Genomic DNA, 25,073 nt, shown 5'->3' with positions numbered 1-25,073 from the left:
TAAAAAATATCCCTTTCATCCCACATCTGAAGAAGTGGGCTTTCTCGCTCATAAGTTCTGTAATGAAAATGATTTAATAAAATGATAATCATTTTTAGAATTAACATATTATGCTTATATTATATAAATATAGATTCGACTCAATGTGAACTATATTATATAATATAAGTATATAATTCGATTATTTATTGGAGGGGTTAATATGAACTATGACTTGATAATTGTTGGAGCAGGTCCTTCTGGAATTTTCACTGCTTTGGAATTAATTAAAAAAAATTATAATAAGAAGATTTTGTTAATTGAAAAAGGGACTAGAATTGAAAAGAGAAATTGTCCCAAAGATAAAACTTTAGAATGTGTATCATGTAAGCCCTATTGCCATATAACTACAGGATTTTCTGGAGCTGGGGCCTTTTCAGATGGTAAATTATCTTTGAGTTATGAAGTTGGGGGAGATTTACCTAAATTAATAGGAAACAGAGTTGCCCAGGAAATGATAAATTATACAGATGATATATATTTAGAGTTTGGAGCAGATTCTAAAATTGAAGGCTTAGAAGATAATGAAGGTATAAAGGATATACGAAGAAAATCTATTGAAGCAGGTTTGAAATTAGTAGATTGTCCCATAAGACATCTTGGCACAGAAAAGGCTCAAGAAATATACTATAAGATACAAGAATATTTATTAGATAATGGTGTAGAGATAAAATTTGATACTTTAGTAGAAGATTTAATAGTAGAAAATGAAGTAATTAAAGGAATAAAAGCAGTAGATTCTAAAAGTAAGAAAAAAAGGGAGGATGTACTATCAGACAAAGTAATAATAGCTACTGGAAGAAAGGGAGCTGATTGGCTAAAAAATATGTGTATAAAGCATGGAATTAACCATAGTGCTGGTACTGTAGATATAGGAGTTAGAGTAGAAGTAAGAAATGAAGTAATGGAAAAGGTGAATAACGTATTATATGAATCAAAATTAATAGGGTATCCTGGTCCCTTTAAAAATAAGGTTAGAACATTTTGCCAAAATCCAGGAGGATTTGTAAGTCAAGAAAATTATGATAATAATTTAGCTATAGTTAATGGACATTCTTATAAGGATAAAAAATCATATAATACAAATTTGGCTATATTAAGTTCTCATAATTTTACTAAGCCTTTTAATCAACCTATAGAATATGGTAAAAAGGTATCTGAATTAGTTAATATGCTTGGGGATGGAAAAATATTAGTTCAAAGATATGGAGATATATTGGATGGTAAAAGAACTTGGCAGGAAGAATTAGATAGAACAAATGTAAAGCCTACATTACCAGATGCTGTAGCAGGAGATATAACTTCAGCAATACCTTATAGGCCTATGTTGAATATACTTAATTTTATTCAATCATTAAATATAGTAGTTCCTGGTTTTGCTAGTAGAGAGACTTTGCTATATGGACCGGAAGTTAAATTTTATAGTAATAAAATAGATATTGATCAAAACTTTGAAACAAATATCAAAGGATTGTATTCTTTAGGAGATTCTAGTGGATGGACTAGGGGACTTATGATGGCTTCTGTAATGGGTGTAATGGTGGCGAGAAAAATCTCATAGCCAAAAAGCTCCTAAATATTTAGGAGCTTTAAATATTACAAATATTTAATATTATATAGGGAGTGAATATTATGGCAAAGAAAGAAAAAGTGAAAAGAAAACCTACATTATTAGAAGGGCTTATTCCTTTATTATTTATGATTTTTGCCCTTACGTTTGGTGTAGGATTTCTAGGTTTTAGGGCAGAGCCTATAATTATAATATCTGCATTTATAGCTGGAATAATTGCGTGGAATCTAGGTTATACATGGAAAGATATGCAGAAGGGAATAATTGATAAAATTTCTAGTGCATTACCAGCTACTTTAATTTTATGGAGCGTTGGATTTTTGATTGGTTCTTGGATGTTTTCTGGAACAGTACCTATGATTATATATTATGGAGTAGATATAGTGAGTCCCAAATTTTTATTAGTTACTGCATTTATTATATCTGCGATACTTTCAATTGTTACTGGAACATCTTGGGGTTCAGCAGGTACTATAGGTGTTGCTATTATGGGTATAGCTAGAGGACTTGGAGTATCACTTCCTGCTACAGCAGGTGCAGTAGTGGCAGGTGCATATTTTGGTGATAAATTATCACCACTTTCTGATACAACAAATTTAGCACCAATAGCTGCAGGTTCCGAATTATATGAACATATTAGACATATGCTTTATACTACCATACCTGCAATGATAGTATCTTTAATTGTATATTTTATTGTAGGGCTTGGTTCTAGTGGTAATGTTACTACTCCAGAATCAGTAATTACATTACAAAGTCAATTAAGTGATATATTTAATTGGAATATAATTTTATTATTACCTGTTCTCATGATTATTGCAGGATCAGTTTTTAAACTACCAACCATTCCTACAATGCTTGGAACTAGTTTAATATCAATAATGCTTGGAGCTTTTGTACAAGGTTTTTCATTCCAAAATGGTTTTACATCTTTAATACAAGGTTTTAGTGTAGATATGATAGGTTATGAGGGGGAAGTTTCTGATGTGGTAACTACCCTTATAAACAGAGGGGGAGTAGCTTCTGTTACTACTACAACCGTACTTATATTTTCAGCTATGGGTTTTGCAGGGATTATTAGTGTAGCTGGAATGCTTGATGTAGTTTTAGATGCACTACTTAGTAAAGTGAAATCTACAGCAGGTATAATATTATCTACAATCGCATCATGTTTTACAGTAGCTTTTGTAACCGGAAGTTCTTATTTGTCAATATTAATACCTGGAGAATTATTTAAGGATGCATATATACGTAAAAATTTAGCTCCTAAAAATTTATCTAGAACACTTGAAGATTCAGGAACAGTTATAGTACCACTTGTACCTTGGTCAGCTGCTGGGGCATATATGACGGTTACATTAGGTGTACCTACTATTAAATATCTTCCTTGGGCGGTACTTAATTACACAGGAATAATATTTGCTATAATATTTGCCTTTACAGGAATTGGTATAGCTAAATTAAAACCGAATATACAATTAGATAAAACAGAAAAAAGAGCATAGAAGGGATGAGAAGATGTTATTAATAAGAGATATTGAAATTTATTCGCCAAAATATATAGGTAAGAAAGATGTATTAATTGCAAATGATAAAATTACTTTAATGGAAGAAAAAATAGAAAAATTCAATAAAAAAGTAAAAGTAATAGATGGAAAAGGTAAAATATTAGTACCAGGCTTAATAGATAATCACGTTCATATAACAGGTGGTGGAGGAGAAGGCAGTTTTAAAACAAGGGTGCCAGAAATCACTTTGTCTAAATTAATTGAAGGTGGTATTACTACTGTAGTAGGACTGCTTGGTACTGATTCTACTACTAGAAATATAGAAAACTTAGTTGCAAAGGCAAAAGGATTAAAAGAAGAAGGAATTTCTGTATTTGTCCACACTGGGGGATATAGTTATCCTTCTACTACATTAACTGATAGTGTAAAAAAGGATATAGTGTTTATTGAAGAAATTATAGGAGCGAAAATAGCTCTTTCTGATCATAGATCTTCTAGTTTAAGTGATTATGAATTAGCTCGTCTTGCATCAGATACAAGAGTGGCAGGTATGATTTCTGGTAAGGCAGGTATTGTTATAGCGCATATGGGAATGGGTAAAGAAAATTTAGGTTTAATAAATAAAGTACTAGAAAAAACTGAAATTCCTATTAGAACTATAATACCTACTCATGTAAATAGGAAAAAAGAATTACTTATGGAATCTTTTGATTATGCTAAAAGAGGAGGTATAATTGACCTTACATGTGGAATATATGAAGATTTATCTCCAAAAAATGTAATAAAATTAGCTAAGGAAGAAAATGTACCTTTAGAAAATATATTGATTAGTTCTGATGGATATGGAAGTTTTTCAAATTACGATGAATATGGAAACTTATTAGAAATAGGAGTTTCTTCAGTAAGTAACCTTTTAAATGAATTAAATAAAATGATAATAGAAGAAGAATTTGAAATTGAAGAAGCATTGAAATTCTTTACTTTAAATGTATCAAAAGCATTACATTTATATCCAGAGAAAGGTATTATAAAAGCAAATTCAGATGCAGATTTATTGATTCTAAACAAAGACATGAGTTTAGATTCTGTAATATCAAAAGGTAAATTAATGATGCATGAAAATGAATTACTTGTAAAAGGAACATATGAATAAATAATATTGATACAAAAGACGATTACTTTTTTGAAATAATTGGTAATCGTCTTTACTTATTCAATAAACCTATTCTTTTTTGTTATAAAAGTCTAGATAAGAATACTTTTTATTATCTTTTTTCCAACCTAGAATACGATTTATATTAACATTTTCTGCTGCTTTAAATATGGATTTATCTACATCTACAAAATTTCCTTTAAGTTCTTTTATAAGACTTTTTATTTCATATCTTTTATTACCGATTTTTTTAGCCGCAACCATACAAGCACAGTTTAAGGGCCATATTCCACTAGTTTTTGTAAATCTTTCTATATCGTCCTCTCTTATATAATACATAGGTCTAATTAATTCTATGCCTTTGTAATTTTGAGACTTTAACTTAGGTAACATAGTTTTGAAGTTACCGGAGTATAAAACATTTAACATAGTAGTTTCAATAACATCGTTGAAATGATGTCCCAGAGCAAGTTTATTGCATCCTAATTCTAATGATTTTCTATATAAGGCTCCTCTTCGCATTCTAGCACATAGATAGCAAGGATAATCATTGGCTTTATTGTCAGCTATCTCAAAAATTTTTGACTCAAATACTTTTAAAGGAATTCCAAGATATTCACAATTTTCTATAAGTAGTTTTTTAATATCAGGATGATATCCTGGATCCATTGCTAAAAATTCAATATCAAATTTTATTTTACCATGACATTTAAGTTCTTGGAACAGCTTAGCTAAAAGCAAACTATCCTTACCTCCAGATATAGCTACAGCTATTTTATCTCCTTCTTCTAAAAGATTATAATTATCTATGGCTTTTACAAAGGGAGACCAAAGATACTTTCTATATTTTTTAATAATATTTCTTTCTATATCTTTTAAAGGTAATTTATCTTCATTGGGTATTAATTGTTCACAACCTTCTCCAGCTAATTTACTCATTATATCACCTCTTTTTTCTTTTGTTCATATGCTAATATATTATAACATTAATTGTATTTAGTTGTTAACTACCTATTCCAATGTTCCATTATAACATTTACTGATCTTTCCATTTCTTTAAAGAAAGGAGCACCAAATTTTTTTGAGTAGACTAATTGCCCAATATTTTTTGCTTCAAAGGAGTTATTATGATTAAATTTTTTATTTAAATGATCATACATATCATTAAAGTCTTCATTTGAAAGTCTTTTGTATTTTTCATTAAAGACTATATATTTTTTATCAAATCTAGATTGTACAGTTCTTTTTATGTTTTCAGGATAATATCCTAAACACAGCATACCAATTGGGAATACTTTGTCGGGCAAATGAAATATTTCTTTGTGTATTTCATAGTTTTCCATAATATCACCAATATAACAGGAACCTATTCCTAAAGATTCTCCTGCAATTACAGCATTTTGAGCTGCAATCATTGTATCTGATATAGATAAGAAAAGGTCTGCGTTATTTGCTCCATTATATTTCATACCTTTTTCTTCACAAAATTTTTCAATATCGCAATAATGTAGGTAATCACTCCATCTTTGCATATCGGCTAAAAATATTAATACTAGAGGAGCTTTAGCAATGAAAGCTTGATTATCACAAGTTTCACTTAGTTTTTTTATTTTATCTTTATCTTTAATAATTAATATAGAATATAGCATCATATTTCCAGCAGTTGGTGCTCGCATTGTGGAATGAAGTAGCTGTTCTAAATGTTCTTCTGATATAGGTTTATTTTGATATTTTCTTAATGACATTCTATTATTTAATATTTTCAGTATTTCATTCATATAAAAACCTCCTTAAATTTAAATTATCATTATATTAAATATTCTATAAAATTATATAAAATTCCTTTAACATTTTTAACATATTTGATAATAAATTAGCAAAAACATATAATAAATGTATTACATTTAAAGGAGGTAAGATATGAATAATTTTACAGAGTTATTAAAAGCTACTAGTGATTTTATTTGGGGAACACCATTACTTATTTTGTTATTGGGAACAGGAATATTTTTAAGTATTAGACTAAAGTTGATTCAATTGTTTAAATTTAATGTATCTTTTAAAAATTTATTTAGGAAGAGTGATAAAGAAGGAGATATATCTCCTTTCCAGGCTTTAACTACAGCTTTGGCAGCATCAATTGGTACAGGAAATATAGTTGGTGTTGCTACTGCAATAGCAGCTGGAGGTCCTGGAGCATTATTTTGGATGTGGATTACTGCTTTCTTTGGTATGGCAACTAAGTATGCTGAAACAGTATTAGCTATTAAATATAGAATTAGAAAAAAAGATGGAGAAATAGCTGGTGGGCCTATGTATTATATTGAAAGAGGATTGAATAAAAAATGGCTAGGACAACTATTTGCATTATTTGCTGTAATAGCTTCTTTTGGAATTGGTAATACTGTTCAGTCAAATTCAATATCAGATGCAATGAATAATAGTTTTAATATACCACCATTAATAACTGGAATAGTAATTGCTTTGTTTGTTGGTCTTGTAATAATTGGCGGTATAAAAAATATAGGTAAGGTTACGGGTATATTAGTTCCTTTTATGGCAGGAGGCTATATTTTAGGTTGTTTGATTATATTAATGTTTAATGCAGAAAAATTACCTGGTGCATTTAGTTTAATTTTTTCTGATGCATTTACAGGAACTGCGGCAATAGGAGGATTTGCTGGTTCTACAGTAATGTATGCAATTAAAAATGGAGTAGCTAGAGGAGTATTTTCTAATGAAGCGGGTCTTGGAAGTGCTCCTATAGCTCAAGCAGCGGCTCAAACAGAAACCCCTGTTCAGCAAGGTTTAATTGCAATGCTTGATACATTTATAGATACAATTATAGTTTGTACATTTACAGGTTTAGTAATTATAAGCACTGGAGCCTGGGCATCAGGATTGAATGGAGTAGAGCTTACAAGTGAAGCTTTTAATAAAGGGCTTCCAGGACCTGGAGGATTTATTGTATCTTTAGGCATAATATTCTTTGCATTTTCTACTATATTGGGATGGAGTTATTATGGTGAGAAATGTTTAGAATATTTATTTGGAACAAAATCTATAAAATTTTATAGGGTAATATTTGTTGTTGCTATAGTAATAGGAGCAGTTGCTAATTTAGAGCCCGTATGGTTAGTAGCCGATATAATGAATGCCCTTATGGCGGCACCAAACTTGATAGGTCTTATTGGGTTAAGTGGATTGGTTGTATTAGAGACTAGAAAATATTTTGATAAAGATAGAATATAAAATATTAAGAATGTATAATAATTTACATTATTAATATTTATTCAAGAAATACTTTGCAGAAAAGAAATATTATGATATATTAATTCTAGGGCAAAATTGATACATATATATATCAATTTTGCCCTAGAAAAATTATTTTTATGTACATAAAAGTGTGAAGAAATATACAGTATAAGGATTATATTTAGAAATCTTGGGGATAATTTAATATGAACAAAATATATGTAGAGGAGTGTTTAATATGAAGTTTAAGATGCCTAGCGCATATAGTATACTTATTGCAATTATAATAGTTGTGGCTATTTTAACTTGGGTAGTTCCAGCTGGACAATATGAAGAAAATGAAGAAGGAGCACCAATTCCAGGTACTTATGAGGAATTACCAGAAGAGGAGACTACTCCACAAGGTATTTCTGATGTAATGACTGCACCAATTAAGGGATTTTATGATGCTGTTGATATAGCCTTATTCGTATTAGCTGTTGGTGGATTTTTAGGTATAGTTATGAAAACAGGAGCTATTGATGCAGGAATTGCAAAAGTAGTAGAAATTTTTAAAGGAAAAGAAAGCTGGATGATAATTATTCTTATGGCGTTATTTGCTATAGGAGGCAGTACTTATGGTATGGCAGAGGAAAGTATAGCTTTTTATCCTCTTATAGTTCCGATATTTATAGCTGCTGGATATGATGCTGTTACAGGGGTATCTGTTATCCTGTTAGGTGCAGGTTTAGGAGTGTTAGGTTCTACTGTTAATCCATTTGCTACTGGTGTAGCATCAGGATTTGCAGATGTTCCATTAGGTGGTGGTATAGGTATGAGACTTTTAATCCTTTTTGCAGGAGAAATAATAGGTATTATATATACTATTAGATATGCTAAAAAGGTTAAAGAAGATCCTTCTAAATCTCTTGTAGCAGATATGAAAGAAGAAAATGAGAAACATTTCTTAGGCGATGAAGATAAAGATTCATTCCCAGAATTAACTGGTAAAAGAATTTTAATATTAGCATTATTTGCATTAACATTTGTTGTCATGATTTATGGAGTATTACCATTAGAAGATTTTAATATAGAAGCTATACCAACCTTATGGTGGTGGTTTGAGGAACTGACAGCTTTATTCTTAGTAGCAGCAATAGTGATAGGAATTGTTTATGCTGTTGGTAATGATGAATTTGGAGAAGAAGAATTTGTTGGTTGTTTTGTAAATGGAGCTAGAGATTTATTGGGTGTTGCTTTAATCGTTGGTGTATCTCGTGGTATAACAGTGGTTATGAATGCAGGTAATATTACAGCTACAGTTTTACATGCTGGTGAGACTACATTAGCTGAAGCAGGAAGTATTCCGTTTATAATATTAACATATTTATTCTATATTCCATTATCATTCTTGATTCCATCTACATCGGGGTTAGCCACGGTATCAATGCCTATTATGGCACCATTAGGAGATTTTGCAAATGTAGCAAGAACATTAGTTATAACTGCTTATCAATCAGCATCTGGTATAGTTAATTTAGTAACTCCTACATCTGCTGTTGTAATGGGTGGATTGGCTATAGGTAGAGTTCCTTATAGTAAATGGCTTAAATATGTATGGAAATTATTGGCCATGGTATTTATAATGACTATATTAGCTTTAATGTTAGGAGTATTTATTTAAATATTAAAATAAATTTAGTAAAAACATGGGTGTTTAAACACCCATGTTTTTATACGTTCTTCTAATTAAAATTTAGCAGTAACAGAATAATACTACTAATAGAAGGAAGAAGAATAGTAATTCAGAATTACATCCATCGAAAAAACCTCCGAAGCCTCTTCTAAATCCAGACATATATATACCTCCTTTATTAATTGCTGTAACAGTAACTAAAAAGAATGACTAAAATAAGGAAGAAGAACAATAATTCAGTGTCACAGCCTCCTAGAAATTTTCCAAGGGTTTTAACTTCTGACATATGACAAAACCTCCTTTTAGATTATAATTAAATAAGTAAAAAATGTTATATTTAAAGCTTATTTTTATTACTAATATATTATATGAATGGTTAAAAACTTGGTGATTAATGTGATAAAGAATATTATATTATTCAAATAATAAGTTGACAGTTAACACTTTTAGTAGTATTATTTTAGTGTTGTGGAACTATAAAACTATAGTGCCGTAGTTCTATCTTAGAATCAAATCATATAAGGAGGTATAGATGGCATACTCCATAATAGATATATTAAATAAGTTAATAAAAACAGAGGAAAAAATAAAAAAAGTATATGTGAATATTGCTAATTCTACTGATATGCGAAGAATTGAAATAATATCACGAATATTAGTGAAGGAAAAGGAAAGGCATATAAGGTATTATGAGGATATAAAGAAAGAAAATAGTTCAGGGGCGAATCAACACATTGATTTTGATATATACGATAAAATTTCATTTCTAATAAATCAATTTAATATAAGAATTGTAGATAAGAAATTTGATACCTTAGAACAGTTGTTAAATTATGCTTTGGAATATGAAGAGATGAATAAGGGGTTACTTATAGATATGCAAGGTAGATTATTAAGAACAAAAAAAGATAATACTACTGTAGCATATAAAGTATTATCAGAAATCATATTTGAAAGAGAAAAAAACATAATGAACATAAAATATTTTATAAAATCTGATAAATAAGAAAAAGAACTAGATAATCTAGTTCTTTTTTTATAATTTAAAATTCCATAAATGATATACTATAATTGAAACATAATTATAGGAGTGATTAAATGATTGACATACATAAGTTGAAAAAGATGACTTATATAGCTTTAATTGATTCAGTTGCTTCATTGTTTTACTTTGGATATATAGTTGAAGGATTTAGAATAACATTGTCAGTTGTAGTGTTTCCTATTCTTTTATACATATATAAAGAACTTAATCCAATAATAACCTCTATATATACGGGTATCATAAGTATACTTGCAAGAAGTTTATTTATGACTTTATCAGGAGATACTTTTATGGAGGCTTTGTATAGTAGTTATCCTGAAACAGCATTCTATATCGCATATGGAATATTTTACTATTTTTTATATTATAAGTTAAAAAAACCCAATCCACCATCATGGCTGATTGCTATTATATTATGTGATTTTTTATCAAATATAGCTGAAGTTTTTTTTAGAATATATATATATGGAATATATAATTCTGAATATGAGATACCAGCTTTATTTATTATTGCTATAATTAGAGGGGGTTTAGCATTTCTAATAGTATTGACAATAAATTATTATAGATTATTAATTGTGAAAAAAGAACATGAAGAAAGATATAGAAAGTTGTTGGATTTTTCTTTAGATCTGAGAAGTGAAACTTATTATATGAATATGAATATTGATTATATAGAAAAAATAATGACCAATGCTTATGAATTATATGAAAGATTGGATGATAATGATAAAATAGAGGAAAGAGAATTAGCTCTCAAAATATCTAAAGATGTTCATGAAATAAAGAAGAATTATATGCGTGTAATTGATGGAATAGATGGAATAATGACGGATAAAATAGAAGAAGAAATCATGACATTAAGAGGTATAGTAGATATTTTAAAAAAGAATTTAGTTTCATATATAAATAAGAATAATTTAAATATAGAGATGAATTTTGATATAGAAAAAGATATACAGGTTATAAACCATTATTATATAATGTCTATATTAAGAAATTTATTTATGAATTCAATAGAATCAATAGGAGATAGTGTAGGTGAAATTAATTTAATTTTTAGAAAAAAGGGTGATGAATATGAATTTATAATCAAAGACAATGGTAAAGGTATAAAGGATAAAAATATTAAATATATATTTCATCCTGGGTTTTCTACTAAATTTAATAGTAATTCAGGAGATATAAAGAGAGGAATTGGCTTAACTCTTGTAAAGGATATAGTAGAAAATATATTTAATGGGAAGATAGTGGTAGAATCTAAGAGGGGAGTTACTATTTTTAGAATAATTATACCTAAGGAAAAATTGGAGGAAAAATAATGTTAAAGTTATATATTGTAGATGATGATGTTGGAATTATTAAATCTTTAGAAAACATTATTGAAGATAATGATTTAGGTAAGATTGTAGGAATTTCTTCAGATAGTGAGGAAGCATTTAATGAAATACAAAAAATATTACCAGATATAATATTAGTTGATCTATTGATGCCAAAGATAGATGGAGTTGAATTAATTGATAGGATTAAAAAAATAAAAAAAGATATTAAATTTGTTATGATATCTCAGGTAGATTCAAAAAAAATTATAGAAAAAGCATATGATAAAGGTGTAGATTTTTTTATTAGTAAGCCTATAAATATTATAGAAATTATAAGAGTATTAAAAAATGTATCTGAAAGCATAGAAATGAAAAGAAAATTAAGAAAAATTGAAAAAATGTTTAAAGATACATCTTCAAATAAGAAGGAAAAAAGTTCTTCAATAGATGAATTAGATTATATAAAGAGGATATTAAATAAATTGGGTATTATAGGAGAAAAAGGAACAGAAGATATACTAAAGATATGTGCCTATTTAATAGAAAGTAATTCTAGTATTTTTGATTATAAAATAAAAGAAATATGTGATATTACAACGGACAACTCTACAGCAGCAGAACAAAGAATAAGAAGAGCTATAAATAAGGGGTTGTCAAATATAGCACATTTAGGCTTAGAAGATTATATGAATGAAATATTTAATAGATATTCTAATAGATTATTTAATTTTGAAGATGTAAGATCCGAAATGGATTATATAAGAGGAAAAAGTAAGTCAGGTGGAAGAATTAGTATAAGAAAATTTATAGATAGCTTAATGATAGAGAAAGATATGAATAGAAAGCGAAATTAGTATAATATTTAACAATAGGGTTGTATAAATATAAGATTCAGAAAATTTGACAAAAAATTTGAGTCTTTCTAAACTATTTTGTATTTTTTTAATTCTCCTTCTTATAATGTAAATATAAAATAATTAAGGGGGACTTTGATGTCAGATGATTATAGTAATTCTAAAAAGATAACCTTCGGGTTAGCATTAATACCAATTGTATTCTTAATATTATCATTATTTGTAGCAATACAAATATATGGGGCAGATCCACATATACCTCTTGTTTTGTCAACTGTAGTAGCAGCAGCAATAAGTATAAAAGCAGGATATAAGTGGAATGAAATAGAAGAAGGCATGGTAGACTCTATAAAAATGTCTATGCAGGCAGTATTAATATTGATGATTATTGGTATGTTGATTGGTACTTGGATTTTATCAGGAGTAGTGCCTACAATGATATACTATGGATTACAAATTTTATCACCAGGTATATTTTTGATAGCAACTACTATACTCTCAACTATTGTAGCGTTATCTACAGGGAGTTCTTGGACAACTGCAGGAACTGTTGGTATTGCATTAATAGGTATTGGAGAAGGATTAGGAATACCTTTGCCTATAGTCGCAGGTGCTATAATATCTGGTGCTTATGCAGGAGATAAGATGTCACCATTATCTGATACTACAAATTTAGCACCAGCTATGGCAGGATCAAATATTTTTGATCATATTAGACATATGCTTTATACAACTGGTCCTAGTTATGTAATTGCATTAATATTATATGGAATTATTGGCATGAGATACTCTGGAGCAGAATCAAATGTAGACACAATCAATGTCATATTAGAAGGATTATCACAACAATTTACTATATCACCATTATTATTTATTGCACCTTTAATAGTAATAGCATTAGTTGTATTTAAAATTCCAGCAATTCCTGGATTAATAGGAGGAGTATTTGTTGGAGGTATACTTGCAGTCATATTCCAAGGAGCAAATCTTGGAGACATAATAGAAGCTGCTCACTATGGATTTGAATCAACATCAGGAATAGAATCAGTAGATGAACTGTTGAGTGGTGGAGGATTAGATGGAATGATGTGGACTGTATCATTAATTCTTGCCGCAATGTCTTTTGGTGGAGTAATGGAAAAGACAGGAATGCTTTATGCTATTGCAGAGAAAATATTATCTTTTGCAAATAGTACAGGTTCATTGGTATTATCCACTATATTAACTGCTATTGGAATAAACTTAGTAGCAGGAGATCAATATTTATCTATTGTTATTCCAGGAAGAATGTATAAAGATATTTATAGGGAAAGAGGATTACATCCTAAGAACTTATCTAGAGTATTAGAAGATTCAGGAACTCTTACATCACCTCTTGTTCCATGGAATACTTGTGGATCATTTATGTATCAAACATTAGGGGTTCATCCTTTTGCATTTGCACCTTTTGCATTTGTGAATTTACTTAATCCACTAATATCAATATTCTATGGGTTTACAGGTTTAACAATGGAGAAATTAGATGAAAATCAGGACAGTGAAAAAGTTGCATAATATATGTAACAGGTATCCAATTTGGATGCCTGTTATTTTTTGTGTTTAAATTTAATATTTTTTTTAATTATTATTTATATAGATTAGTATTTAATAAAGGAGTATAATAATATAATAATAAGATATAAAAGGCTGAAGGGGGGATTTGACATGATAGCTAAAGGATTATTTTCAGATAAAGATTTTTATAAAAAGATGATATATATTGCATTACCAATATCATTACAAAATCTAATTTCATCTTCTTTAAACATGGTGGATACAGTGATGATAGGGCAATTGGGAGAGACTCCTATTGCTGCTGTAGGAATAGCAAATCAGCTATTTTTCTTTTTTTCATTATTGTTATTCGGATTAAACAGCGGTTCTGCAATTTTTATATCTCAATATTGGGGGAAAAGAGATATAACTAATATTAGAAGGGTATTAGGTTTTGCTATAGGTAGTGGTGTTTCATTGGCATTAATATTTACATTAGCAGCTTTGATTATACCTAAGGGGATTTTATCCTTGTTTACTAATGATCCCACTGTGATAGAGCTAGGAAGTCAATATTTAGTAATTATATGTTTTTCTTATATAATTACAGCAATAACTTTTTCTTATGCATTTGCATGTAGAAGTATAGGAAAAGCTAAATTACCTATGATAGTAAGTGCTACATCATTAGGATTAAATACTTTATTAAATTATATATTGATATTTGGCAATTTTGGGTTTCCTAGCTTAGGTATAAGGGGAGCAGCAATAGCAACATTAATTGCAAGAATTGTTGAAGCAGTATTTTTAATATCTGTAATATATTATAAGGGATTTGTGTTAAATGCAAAAATAAAAGAAATGTTTGAATTATCAAAGGACTTTATAAGTAGAATATTAAAAACTACAACTCCTGTAATTTTAAATGAAGCTTTTTGGGCATTGGGTACAATTACATATTCAGCTGTATATGGCAGAATTAGTACAGAAGCTTTTGCATCGGTTCAAATTTCTAATACAGTTCAACAGGTATTTATGGTAGTATCTATGGGAATAGGAAATGCATGTTCTGTAATGATAGGTAATAATATTGGGGCTGGAGAAGAAGAATTAGCAGAAGATTATGCTAGACGATTTTCGATTCTTACCCCCATTATTGGTATAATCATAGGAATTTTGATAGTAGCATTTTCTCCTGTGATTTTAAGTTTCTTTGATGTATCAGATATAGTAAGGTCTAATGTTGAAAAAATATTAATTATATTTGCTATATTTATGGCTTTTAAGGTATTTAACACTACTTTAATAGTTGGCACATTGAGAGGAGGAGGAGACACTACTTTTTCATTATTTTTAGAGGCTGGAAGTGTTTGGACGGTAGGTGTTCCTATGGCAATTATAGGAGGTCATGTACTTCATTTAGATGTATATTTAGTAGTAGCATTAGTATCTTTAGAAGAAGTTGTAAAGTCCATTATAGGTATACCTAGAATTATATCAAAGAAGTGGATAAAAAATGTGATTGAAGATATATAAAACAAATATAACATATTTTTGGGGGCAAAATATTATTAGCTAAAATAGTATTTAATTAGAAGATCAATAAATTGATCTTCTAATCATCTACATAAGATAAAGTTGCATTTAGTTCTCCACCTATAAGCACTATTATGCTACTAATATATAACCAAATAAGAAGTATGATTATTCCTCCAATACTACCATAAACTTTGGTATAATTACTAAAATTATTAACGTAGTAAGAAAATACTAATGATATTGTAATCCAAGAGAATGTACTAAATATAGCTCCTGGAAAAACATCTTTAATTTTTAATTTTTTATTAGGTGCAAATTTATAAAATAGAATAAAAACAAGTATTAATAAGAATATAGGAAATATAAGTCTTACAATATTCCAAAAGATTTTAAAATAATATGATAGACCTAAGGCATTAAATATATAGTTTCCAAGAACTTCTCCAAATACTAATAATGTAAAAGCTAATATGATACCTAAAGAGAGTGCTATAGTTATTAATATTCCATAGCCTCGTAATTTAAAAAAAGATCTATTTTCATTTTGATTATAAGACTTATTTAACCCTTTAATCATAGCAGCCACTCCATTAGAAGCACTCCATAATGTGCCTATTATACTGAATGATAATAAAGATGTACTTCCATTATCGACAACTTCTTTGATTACATCATAGACTATATCAAAAGATTGTTTAGGCAATATAGTAGATAATCTTACTATAAAATCTTCAGACGAGAATGTAGTATAACTTAAAATTGTTATTAAAAAAATTAAAAAAGGAAAGAATGATAATATTAAATAATATGTAAGCTGGGCTCCTAACGCTGGAACTTCATCCTGTTTTATTCTATTTTTAAGTTGAGTAATTACTTTAGTGACTTTATAACAGTCTAAATCTAACATAAATTCACCTCTATATCCTAGGTTTTGATAAATATATACTATATTATAATATATATTTGATATATATTCTATAAAATATGAGTAAGTCCTTCTTGGCAAAGTGGAATATTGATTTTTAAGAGGTAGATAGATTAAAAGTAAAGAAACAGCCTCAGTTCAATGAAATATTGAACTGAGGCTGTTTAAATATATTTTTATAATTTGCCAATAAGAGCTTTTTTATTAAAATATTAAGTGAGCAACTAGAATAATAATAGGTAAAGTAACGAGAGTTCTTTCTATAAATATTAAAAATAGATCTTTTAAATTAACAGGAATCTTTGCTCCTAATATGACTGCTCCAGCTTCTGAAAGATATACTAATTGAGTTACAGAAAGTGTAGCTATAACAAAACGAGTCATATCACTAGGAATACTAGCACCTATAACAGAAGGTAAAAACATATCTGCAAAACCAACGACCATAGTCTGAGCAGCTTCTACTGCATAAGGAATATTAAATAATTTCAATATTGGAATAAAAGGAGTACCTAACCATTGGAATATAGGTGTTGCTTCTGCAATTATTAATGCAATAGTTCCAAAAGCCATAATAGCTGGTAGAACTCCTAACCACATATCAAAAACTGTTTTAGTCCCATTTACAACAAAATTTTTAACATTACCGCTTTTTTTAGCTTTTTCTATAGCAAGTTTAGATCCCCATTGAATATTTGTAAATCCTTCTGGTACATTTTCACCAATATCTTTATTTTCCCCAGTAAAATATGTATCGGATTTTCTAGACAATGGAGGAATTTTTGGTAGGATTATCGCTGCAATAATTCCTGAAATTATTATGGTAAGATAATATATACCAAATAAATGCATTAAATCAACTTGTCCCAAAACAACTAAAGAGAATGTAATAGATACGGCTGAAAATGTAGTTGCGATTACAGAAGCTTCTCTAGCGGTATAATAACCACCTAGATATTGCTTATTGGTGAGAGTAACTCCAATAGTTCCATCTCCAACCCAAGATGCTATACAGTCAATTGATGAACGACCAGGAAGTGTAAATACAGGTCTCATTAAAGGTGTCAGTATAGATCCTACAAATTCTAATAGACCAAAGTCTGTTAAGAAAGGTAATAAGAAACCTGCAAATAAGAATATAGAAAAAAGTGAGAGTATTAAGTCATTGAGGATTAATCCTCCAGTATCACCAGACCAAATCCATTCTGGTCCTGCTTCAAAATAAACTAAAAAGACAAGAATTATACCTATAATACGAGCTATTACCCAAAATGTAGAAACATTAAAGATACCTTTTAAAAAATCACTTTCTTCGATTATTGAAGGTTTGGTTAACTTATAAATAAGAGTAACTATAGTGGTAAAACTTATTAAAATTAAGACAATAGTAGGAAGAATATTGAATGCATAATTTGTTAATTTATCCGCTAATAAGGCAACTACTATAGTTGTTTCACCATCGTAATTAAAAGGAATCATTAAGAGAAATATACCTATAAGTGAAGGAATTATAAATTGCAAATAAGCACCTATAGAGTAATTTCTTTTTTTCACTTCATTATACAAATAGAAAACCCCCTCATAAAATTTTATAATACATTTTATTTATAGTATAAATCATCATAAATTATAAGTCAAAAAATAGTCTGAAAAATATGTCTATTCAATAAAAATTACAATTTATTAATTATTTAGAATATTAATGAAAATGGGACGATTTTATGGCTTATTTATTGTATAATAAATAATAGATAAATAATAAAGAAAGGTAGTGGTTATATGAATAATGTACCTAGTGATATTGAAATTGCAAAGAATGCAAAAATGAAGCCTATTATTGAAGTGGCTAAGGAATCAGACATAATGGAAGATGAATTAGAGCTATATGGAAAATATAAGGCAAAAATTTCTCTAGATGTGTTAGATAGGCTTAAAGATAAGCCAGATGGTAAATTAGTTTTAGTTACTGCAATCAATCCAACACCTGCAGGAGAAGGAAAAACTACCACTAATATAGGTCTTTCCATGGGATTTAATAAGATTGGTAAAAAAGCTATAACAACTTTAAGAGAACCATCTTTAGGTCCATGTTTTGGTATAAAAGGTGGTGCAGCAGGAGGAGGATATTCGCAAGTAGTTCCTATGGAAGATATAAATCTTCATTTTACTGGGGATATTCATGCTATAACAACTGCACATAATTTATTAGCGGCATTATTAGATAATCATATTCATCAAGGAAATAAATTAAATATAGATACAAGAAAAGTAGTATGGAAAAGAGTATTAGATATGAATGACAGAGCATTAAGAAATATAGTTGTAGGTCTTGGAGGAAAAGGCAATGGAGTGCCAAGGGAAGACGGATTTGATATAACTGTAGCTTCTGAAATAATGGCTATATTATGTTTAGCTACTAGTCTTAAGGATTTGAAAGAACGTCTAGGAAGAATGATAGTAGCTTATACATATGACAATAAGCCTATAATTTGCGATGATTTGGAAGCAACATCTTCATTAGCAATATTACTTAAGGAAGCAATAAAGCCTAATTTAGTACAAACCGTTGAAAATACTCCGGCGATTATTCATGGTGGACCCTTTGCTAATATTGCCCATGGATGTAATAGTATAATGGCAACTAAGATAGCATTAAAACTTGGAGATTATACAATTACTGAAGCTGGTTTTGGAGCTGATTTAGGAGCAGAAAAATTCTTTAATATAAAATCTAGGTATGCTAATCTTAAACCCGATTGCGGAGTTATAGTTGCCACAATAAGAGCTTTAAAGAGCCATGGAGGAGTAAGAAAAGCTCAATTGAACGAAGAAAATTTAGAAGCATTAGAAAATGGATATAAGAATCTTCAAAAGCATATAGAAAATACTAAGAAATTTGGAGTACCAGTGGTAGTAGCTATAAATAAATTCCCTACAGATACAGATAAGGAATTAGAACTTCTATATGCAAAATGTAATGAAGAAGATGTACCGGTAGTAATATCAAAAGTATGGGAAAATGGAGGAGAAGGAGGAATAGACTTAGCTAAAAAAGTAGTAGAAATAGTAGAAAGTAAACCTACTCAATTTAGACCTTTATATGATGAGAAGGAGTCAATTAAAGATAAAATAGCTAAAATAGCTAAAGAAATTTATGGAGCAGATGGAGTTGAGTATACTAAAAAATGTATGAAACAAATAAAAGAAATAGAAGACTTAGGGTATGATAAATTGCCTATATGTATGGCCAAAACTCAATCATCATTATCTGATGATCCATCATTAAAGGGGAGACCAGAGGGATTTAAGATTACCGTTAGAGAGATAAAGCCATCTAATGGAGCAGGATTTTTAGTTGCTCTTACAGGAAATATAATGACAATGCCAGGATTACCAAAAGTACCAGCAGCAAATAATATGGATATTTCTGATTATGGAGAAATCAGTGGATTATTTTAGATAATATTATAAATAAAATTAGAGGGGGAATTTAATTGCTAAATAATAGGGATGTATCTAATTCTATGGAAATAAAATTAGATTTTCAAGCATTACCCAAAAAGCCTGATTTTATAGAAGAGATAAGAAGAGCACCAAAAAGAGAATTTAATCTAAATAAAAATGATACAGAATTAGCTCTTAAAAATGCATTAAGATATATACCAGAAAGATGGCATAATGAATTAGCGAAGGAATTTTTAGAGGAATTAATTACAAGGGGTAGAATTTATGGTTATAGATTTAGACCAGAGGGAAAATTAAGTGGTAGACCAATTGATGAATATAAGGGTAATTGTATTGAAGGAAAAGCTTTTCAAGTAATGATCGATAATAATTTAGATTTTGATATTGCTCTTTATCCTTATGAATTAGTAACATATGGAGAAACTGGGCAGGTATGTCAAAATTGGATGCAATATAGACTTATAAAGAAATATCTGGAAAAATTAACAGTTGATCAAACTTTAGTTATTGAATCTGGACATCCATTAGGTTTATTTAAATCTTCACCAGAAGCACCTAGAGTTATAATAACTAATGCATTAATGATAGGAATGTTTGATGATCAGGAAAATTGGCATAGGGCTATGGCTTTAGGAGTAGCTAATTATGGTCAGATGACTGCTGGAGGTTGGATGTATATAGGACCTCAAGGAATAGTACATGGTACTTATAGTACAATATTAAATGCTGGTAGAGATAAATTAGGAATACCAGAAGATAAAGACTTATCAGGACATTTATTTGTAACATCAGGATTAGGTGGTATGAGTGGTGCTCAAGGAAAAGCTATTGAAATAGCTGGCGGAGTAGGAATTATAGCTGAAGTAGATGAATCTAGAATTAAAACAAGATATGATCAAGGTTGGGTAAGTGAAATTATAGATGATCCTAAAATGGCATTTGAAAAAGCGGAAGAATATAAAGAAAAAAAGGAATCAATTGCAATTGCATTTCATGGAAATATAGTGAATTTATTAGAATATGCTGTTGATAATAATATAAAAATTGATTTATTATCAGATCAAACATCATGCCATGCGGTATATGATGGGGGATATTGTCCTATAGGACTGACTTTTGAGGAGAGAACTGAATTATTGGAGAATGATAAAAAGAAATTTAGAGAATTAGTAGATAGAACGTTAGTTAAACATTATGAAGTTATAAAACATCTTGTAGATAATGGAACATATTTCTTTGATTATGGAAATAGTTTTATGAAAGCAGTATATGATGCTGGAGTGTCAGAAATATGTAAAAATGGCAAAGATGAGAGAGATGGTTTTATTTTCCCATCATATGTAGAGGATATAATGGGTCCAGTATTATTTGATTATGGATATGGTCCATTTAGATGGGTATGTTTGAGTGGAAGACGGGAAGATTTATTAAAAACTGATGAAGCTTCAATGAGTTGTATAGATCCTAATAGAAGATTCCAAGATAGAGATAATTATATGTGGATAAAGAATGCAGATGAAAATAAATTAGTAGTAGGAACCCAAGCTAGAATATTATATCAAGATGCACTGGGTAGAATGAATATAGCTCTTAAATTTAATGAAATGGTTAGAAAAGGTGAAATAGGTCCTGTGATGCTTGGTAGAGATCATCATGATACGGGTGGAACTGATTCACCATTTAGAGAAACTTCAAATATAAAAGATGGAAGCAATATAATGGCAGATATGGCTACTCAATGTTTTGCAGGAAATGCAGCTAGAGGAATGAGTTTAATAGCTCTTCATAATGGCGGTGGAGTAGGTATAGGAAAGTCAATAAATGGTGGATTTGGTTTAGTTTTAGATGGAAGTCAAAGAGTAGATAATATAATAAGAAAAGCAATCCCTTGGGATGTTATGGGAGGAGTTGCTAGAAGAGCTTGGGCTAGAAATGAAAATTCTATAAGTACCTGTGTGGAATACAATGATATGAGAAAGGGAGAAGATCATATAACTATACCTTATATCCCAAAAGATAATCTTATTAAGGGATTAGTAGAAAAAGTATTTAATGAAAAAAAATAATAGAGGAGGATAAATTAAATGAAAAGAGTAATAGAATGTGTACCAAATTTTAGTGAAGGAAGAGATTTAGATAGAATAGAAAAAATAGTTAATCCTTTTAGAGGGAAAGATGGAGTTAAATTATTAGATTATCAAAGAGATGAAGATCATAATAGAATGGTTGTAACTGTAGTTGGAGAACCAGAGAAAGTAAAGGAAGCGGTAGTAGAAGCAATGGGAGTTGCTATAGAAGAAATTGATATGACAAAACATGAAGGTCAGCATCCTAGAATGGGAGCTATAGATGTAGTGCCTTTTATCCCTATCAAAAATGTGACTATGGAAGAAGCTATTCAACTATCTAAGGAAGTAGCTAAGGAAGCAGCAGAAAAATATAATCTTCCTATTTTCTTATATGAAGAAAGCGCTACTGCAAGTCATAGAAAAAATTTAGCTAAGGTAAGGAAAGGTCAATTTGAGGGAATGAAAGATAAAATAAAGGAAGAAGAGTGGATTCCTGATTTTGGTTCTTCAGAAATCCATCCTACAGCAGGAGTGACAGCAGTAGGAGCTCGTATGCCATTAGTTGCTTTTAATGTTAATTTGGATACAGATGATATTAATATAGCTAATAAAATAGCAAAAATAGTAAGACATAGTGGTGGTGGATTAAGATATTGTAAAGCTATAGGTATAGAATTGAATGAGAGAGGAATAGTTCAAGTTTCTATGAATATGACTAATTATGCCAAAACAGCTTTATATAGATCTCTTGAGCTTATCAGAATAGAAGCTAAAAGATATGGGGTTAATGTAGTAGGAAGTGAAATAATAGGATTAGTACCTATGGAAGCTTTAGTTGATACAGCAGTATATTATTTAGGAGTAGAGGAATTTTCTATAGATCAAGTATTAGAATCTAGGATGATGGAATAGATATGAAAAATAAACTTATAATTAAAAATGCTAATGAGATAATAACTTGTAGTGGATTTAAACAAAAAAAGGGCAAAGAAATGTCCGATCTTCATATAATTAATGATGGTGCTATAATAATTGAAGATGGGATTATAAAAAAAGTTGGAAAAACTGAAAATGTATTAAGAAACATAGATGAAAACCAGTATAAGGTTATAGATGCTAATAATAAATGTGTATTACCTGGATTCATTGATCCTCATACTCATTTTGTATTTGGAGGATATAGAGCTGAAGAGTATGGATGGCGTCTTAAAGGATTAGAGTATATGGAAATAATGAATCGCGGTGGTGGAATAGTCAATAGTACGGATGCTACAAAAGAAGCTACTTTAGATGAATTAATAGATATGGGAAGAAAAAGATTAGATTCTATGATTAGTTTTGGGGTAACTTCTGTAGAAGGTAAAAGTGGATATGGATTAGATTTAGATACTGAAATTAAACAATTAAAGGCTATGAAAGAGTTAAATGAAACACATCCATTGGATATTTCTACAACGTTTTTAGGAGCTCATGCTGTTCCTGAAGAGTATAAGGGAAGACAGGATGAATTTATAGATTATATAATAGAAAATGTGCTTCCGAAAGTAGCAGAAAAAAATTTAGCAGAGTTTTGTGATGTGTTTTGTGAAGAAAATGTGTTCTCAATAGAACAATCTAGAAAACTACTCAAGAAAGCTAAAGAGTTTGGATTAAAGATTAAGTTACATGCTGATGAAATAGTTCCTTTAGGAGGAGCGGAGTTGTCAGCGGAATTAGGTGCTATATCTGCAGATCATTTATTACAGGCTTCTAATAGAGGTATAAAATTAATGGTAGAAAATAATGTAGTGGCAACTTTATTACCAGGAACAGCTTTTAGTTTAAAAGAAAGATATGCTAGAGCTCGCGATATAATCGATTCTGGATGTGCTGTGGCTTTGGCAACAGATATGAATCCAGGAAGTTGTTTTACGGAATCTATACCATTAATAATAGCTTTAGCCACATTGTATATGGATATGACTACAGAAGAAACTATAAACGCTTTAACAATAAATGCAGCTGCAGCAATAGATAAGGCAGATATGATTGGAAGTATAGATGAAGGAAAAAAAGCAGATATAGTAATACATGAATTTCCTTCTTATAATTATATACCTTACCATATAGCGGTAAGTACAGTTGAAAAAGTAATTAAAAATGGGAATATTATATATAACAAGGATGATAGAGGAGGATTATTATGTTACAAGAATTAACTTTAAAAGGGTTTACAAAAAAATTAGGATCGAAAGCACCTATGCCTGGAGGAGGGAGTGCAGCAGCATTAAGCGCTTCAGTATCTGCAAGTTTAGTAGAGATGGTTACAAATCTTACTGTAGGAAAGAAAAAGTATAAAGAAGTAGAGCAAGAAATGGAAGAAATAAGAAATATTGCAGAAAATATGAGAAATAAATTCCTTAATGATATAGATAGAGACTCAGATTCTTATGAAGGAGTAACAATAGCATTTAAATTACCTAAAGATACTGAAGAGGAAAAGAATATTCGTAAAGAAAAAATCCAAAAGGAATTAAAAAATGCTGCATTAGTACCTTTAGAAATAGCAAAAGATGCTTATAAGATTCTTGATTTAGCAGAAAAAGTAGTTCTTAAAGGAAATCAGAATGCTGTAACTGATGGGTTGGTTGCAACTATGTTGTCAAGAACTGCTGTTTTATCGGCATTATATAATGTGAAGATTAATTTAATTTCTATTAAAGATGAAGAATTTGTAAAGAAAATTACATTTGAAATGGATGAATTATCAGATGTTAATGAAAGAGAGAATAAGATATTAGGGATGGTAGAATTATAAAAATACAAAAATATCTCCTGAATAACTATTAAATCATTAATAATATATTAATTATATTGATTTAGGTATTTTTATCCATTACAATTATAAATATAAGTTTTGGGTAAAATATATAATAGATTAAATATGGAGGTGATTAACAGTTGCAAATAACCTATAAATACTTAAAATGTCGACAGATTCCAATGTTCATATACTGAGACGGTGAAAACCAAACTGTCAAATGTAGTTATGATAACATCTAAAGGAGTGCTGAGAAATAACTATAAATTAGCATAGTATCACAAAAAAGATAATGCTAATATGTACCATGCGTTGTATGGG

The 25,073-nt window shown here is 29.4% G+C and carries 19 protein-coding genes; 15 read left to right on the top strand and 4 right to left on the bottom strand.

Annotated elements, in window-relative coordinates; all coding sequences use genetic code 11:
- Positions 1-202: 202 nt before the first annotated feature.
- From GOQ29_RS12300 to iadA, 3 genes are all read left to right on the top strand, one after another.
- On the top strand, positions 203-1,600 hold the full coding sequence (locus tag GOQ29_RS12300) for an NAD(P)/FAD-dependent oxidoreductase (protein ID WP_203372961.1): 1,398 nt from the start codon (positions 203-205) through the stop codon (positions 1,598-1,600).
- Positions 1,601-1,671: 71 nt separating this feature from the next.
- Positions 1,672-3,114 carry a Na+/H+ antiporter NhaC gene (gene nhaC, locus GOQ29_RS12295; protein ID WP_207750714.1) on the top strand — a complete coding sequence of 481 codons (1,443 nt, stop codon included), beginning with the start codon at positions 1,672-1,674 and terminating at the stop codon, positions 3,112-3,114.
- Positions 3,115-3,127: 13 nt separating this feature from the next.
- Entirely contained in the window at positions 3,128-4,270 is a 1,143-nt protein-coding gene (gene iadA, locus GOQ29_RS12290) for a beta-aspartyl-peptidase (RefSeq protein ID WP_203372960.1), read from the top strand.
- Positions 4,271-4,339: 69 nt separating this feature from the next.
- Here the strand turns inward: iadA and GOQ29_RS12285 are convergent, their stop codons facing one another.
- Together GOQ29_RS12285 and GOQ29_RS12280 are read right to left on the bottom strand one after the other, a co-directional pair.
- Positions 4,340-5,209, bottom strand: coding sequence for a tRNA 2-thiocytidine biosynthesis TtcA family protein (locus GOQ29_RS12285; RefSeq protein ID WP_203372959.1), 870 nt, complete (start codon positions 5,207-5,209; stop codon positions 4,340-4,342).
- Positions 5,210-5,277: 68 nt separating this feature from the next.
- Positions 5,278-6,048 (bottom strand): nitroreductase family protein, encoded by a 771-nt coding sequence (locus GOQ29_RS12280; protein WP_203372958.1) that lies wholly within the window; start codon positions 6,046-6,048, stop codon positions 5,278-5,280.
- 142 nt (positions 6,049-6,190) lie between these two features.
- On the opposite strand from GOQ29_RS12280, the gene GOQ29_RS12275 reads away from it, so the two are divergent.
- The 7 genes from GOQ29_RS12275 to GOQ29_RS12245 all read left to right on the top strand — a co-directional run bounded on the left by GOQ29_RS12275 (position 6,191) and on the right by GOQ29_RS12245 (position 15,490).
- Positions 6,191-7,522, top strand: a complete 1,332-nt coding sequence (locus GOQ29_RS12275) for an alanine/glycine:cation symporter family protein (protein WP_203372957.1) — start codon at positions 6,191-6,193, stop codon at positions 7,520-7,522.
- A 241-nt stretch (positions 7,523-7,763) separates the two neighbouring features.
- Entirely contained in the window at positions 7,764-9,188 is a 1,425-nt protein-coding gene (locus GOQ29_RS12270; protein ID WP_203372956.1) for a YfcC family protein, read from the top strand.
- A gap of 544 nt (positions 9,189-9,732) precedes the next feature.
- Complete coding sequence (locus GOQ29_RS12265) at positions 9,733-10,206, top strand: hypothetical protein (RefSeq protein WP_203372955.1); 474 nt, start codon at positions 9,733-9,735, stop codon at positions 10,204-10,206.
- Positions 10,207-10,298: 92 nt separating this feature from the next.
- Positions 10,299-11,567, top strand: a complete 1,269-nt coding sequence (locus GOQ29_RS12260) for an ATP-binding protein (protein ID WP_203372954.1) — start codon at positions 10,299-10,301, stop codon at positions 11,565-11,567.
- The gene (locus GOQ29_RS12255) at positions 11,567-12,421 is read left to right on the top strand and encodes a response regulator (protein ID WP_203372953.1); all 855 of its coding nucleotides are present in this window, start codon (positions 11,567-11,569) and stop codon (positions 12,419-12,421) included. Before GOQ29_RS12260 ends, GOQ29_RS12255 begins: the two co-directional genes overlap by 1 nt.
- Before the next feature lie 138 nt (positions 12,422-12,559).
- The gene (gene nhaC / locus GOQ29_RS12250) at positions 12,560-13,975 is read left to right on the top strand and encodes a Na+/H+ antiporter NhaC (RefSeq protein ID WP_203372952.1); all 1,416 of its coding nucleotides are present in this window, start codon (positions 12,560-12,562) and stop codon (positions 13,973-13,975) included.
- Positions 13,976-14,125: 150 nt separating this feature from the next.
- Positions 14,126-15,490: an MATE family efflux transporter gene (locus GOQ29_RS12245; RefSeq protein WP_203372951.1), complete on the top strand. Its 1,365-nt coding sequence runs from the start codon at positions 14,126-14,128 to the stop codon at positions 15,488-15,490.
- Positions 15,491-15,569: 79 nt separating this feature from the next.
- Here the strand turns inward: GOQ29_RS12245 and GOQ29_RS12240 are convergent, their stop codons facing one another.
- Both GOQ29_RS12240 and GOQ29_RS12235 read right to left on the bottom strand, forming a co-directional pair.
- Complete coding sequence (locus GOQ29_RS12240; RefSeq protein WP_203372950.1) at positions 15,570-16,400, bottom strand: YihY/virulence factor BrkB family protein; 831 nt, start codon at positions 16,398-16,400, stop codon at positions 15,570-15,572.
- 222 nt (positions 16,401-16,622) lie between these two features.
- Positions 16,623-17,984 carry a YjiH family protein gene (locus GOQ29_RS12235; RefSeq protein ID WP_252187620.1) on the bottom strand — a complete coding sequence of 454 codons (1,362 nt, stop codon included), beginning with the start codon at positions 17,982-17,984 and terminating at the stop codon, positions 16,623-16,625.
- A gap of 213 nt (positions 17,985-18,197) precedes the next feature.
- On the opposite strand from GOQ29_RS12235, the gene GOQ29_RS12230 reads away from it, so the two are divergent.
- The 5 genes from GOQ29_RS12230 to GOQ29_RS12210 all read left to right on the top strand — a co-directional run bounded on the left by GOQ29_RS12230 (position 18,198) and on the right by GOQ29_RS12210 (position 24,749).
- On the top strand, positions 18,198-19,877 hold the full coding sequence (locus GOQ29_RS12230) for a formate--tetrahydrofolate ligase (RefSeq protein WP_203372949.1): 1,680 nt from the start codon (positions 18,198-18,200) through the stop codon (positions 19,875-19,877).
- Between the two features lie 65 nt (positions 19,878-19,942).
- Entirely contained in the window at positions 19,943-21,949 is a 2,007-nt protein-coding gene (locus GOQ29_RS12225) for a urocanate hydratase (RefSeq protein WP_425475073.1), read from the top strand.
- A gap of 18 nt (positions 21,950-21,967) precedes the next feature.
- The gene (ftcD, locus tag GOQ29_RS12220; RefSeq protein ID WP_203372947.1) at positions 21,968-22,864 is read left to right on the top strand and encodes a glutamate formimidoyltransferase; all 897 of its coding nucleotides are present in this window, start codon (positions 21,968-21,970) and stop codon (positions 22,862-22,864) included.
- A 2-nt stretch (positions 22,865-22,866) separates the two neighbouring features.
- Positions 22,867-24,150: an imidazolonepropionase gene (gene hutI / locus GOQ29_RS12215; RefSeq protein WP_203372946.1), complete on the top strand. Its 1,284-nt coding sequence runs from the start codon at positions 22,867-22,869 to the stop codon at positions 24,148-24,150.
- Positions 24,135-24,749 (top strand): cyclodeaminase/cyclohydrolase family protein, encoded by a 615-nt coding sequence (locus tag GOQ29_RS12210; protein ID WP_203372945.1) that lies wholly within the window; start codon positions 24,135-24,137, stop codon positions 24,747-24,749. Before hutI ends, GOQ29_RS12210 begins: the two co-directional genes overlap by 16 nt.
- The last annotated feature ends 324 nt before the right edge of the window (positions 24,750-25,073 follow it).

It is taken from the genome of Anaeromonas gelatinilytica (assembly GCF_016820635.1).
GTDB classification, from domain to species: Bacteria; Bacillota; Clostridia; order Tissierellales; family SIT17; genus Anaeromonas; species Anaeromonas gelatinilytica.
The sequence above is the reverse complement of the archived record's forward strand: the minus strand, read 5'-3'. Positions and strand labels throughout refer to the sequence as shown.

Coding starts and splice junctions, on each gene's coding strand:
- GOQ29_RS12300 (WP_203372961.1), top strand. CDS start 203: ATGAACTATGACTTGATAATTGTTGGAGCAGGTCCTTCTGGAATTTTC.
- nhaC (WP_207750714.1), top strand. CDS start 1,672: ATGGCAAAGAAAGAAAAAGTGAAAAGAAAACCTACATTATTAGAAGGG.
- iadA (WP_203372960.1), top strand. CDS start 3,128: ATGTTATTAATAAGAGATATTGAAATTTATTCGCCAAAATATATAGGT.
- GOQ29_RS12285 (WP_203372959.1), bottom strand. CDS start 5,209: ATGAGTAAATTAGCTGGAGAAGGTTGTGAACAATTAATACCCAATGAA.
- GOQ29_RS12280 (WP_203372958.1), bottom strand. CDS start 6,048: ATGAATGAAATACTGAAAATATTAAATAATAGAATGTCATTAAGAAAA.
- GOQ29_RS12275 (WP_203372957.1), top strand. CDS start 6,191: ATGAATAATTTTACAGAGTTATTAAAAGCTACTAGTGATTTTATTTGG.
- GOQ29_RS12270 (WP_203372956.1), top strand. CDS start 7,764: ATGAAGTTTAAGATGCCTAGCGCATATAGTATACTTATTGCAATTATA.
- GOQ29_RS12265 (WP_203372955.1), top strand. CDS start 9,733: ATGGCATACTCCATAATAGATATATTAAATAAGTTAATAAAAACAGAG.
- GOQ29_RS12260 (WP_203372954.1), top strand. CDS start 10,299: ATGATTGACATACATAAGTTGAAAAAGATGACTTATATAGCTTTAATT.
- GOQ29_RS12255 (WP_203372953.1), top strand. CDS start 11,567: ATGTTAAAGTTATATATTGTAGATGATGATGTTGGAATTATTAAATCT.
- nhaC (WP_203372952.1), top strand. CDS start 12,560: ATGTCAGATGATTATAGTAATTCTAAAAAGATAACCTTCGGGTTAGCA.
- GOQ29_RS12245 (WP_203372951.1), top strand. CDS start 14,126: ATGATAGCTAAAGGATTATTTTCAGATAAAGATTTTTATAAAAAGATG.
- GOQ29_RS12240 (WP_203372950.1), bottom strand. CDS start 16,400: ATGTTAGATTTAGACTGTTATAAAGTCACTAAAGTAATTACTCAACTT.
- GOQ29_RS12230 (WP_203372949.1), top strand. CDS start 18,198: ATGAATAATGTACCTAGTGATATTGAAATTGCAAAGAATGCAAAAATG.
- GOQ29_RS12225 (WP_425475073.1), top strand. CDS start 19,943: ATGGAAATAAAATTAGATTTTCAAGCATTACCCAAAAAGCCTGATTTT.
- ftcD (WP_203372947.1), top strand. CDS start 21,968: ATGAAAAGAGTAATAGAATGTGTACCAAATTTTAGTGAAGGAAGAGAT.
- hutI (WP_203372946.1), top strand. CDS start 22,867: ATGAAAAATAAACTTATAATTAAAAATGCTAATGAGATAATAACTTGT.
- GOQ29_RS12210 (WP_203372945.1), top strand. CDS start 24,135: ATGTTACAAGAATTAACTTTAAAAGGGTTTACAAAAAAATTAGGATCG.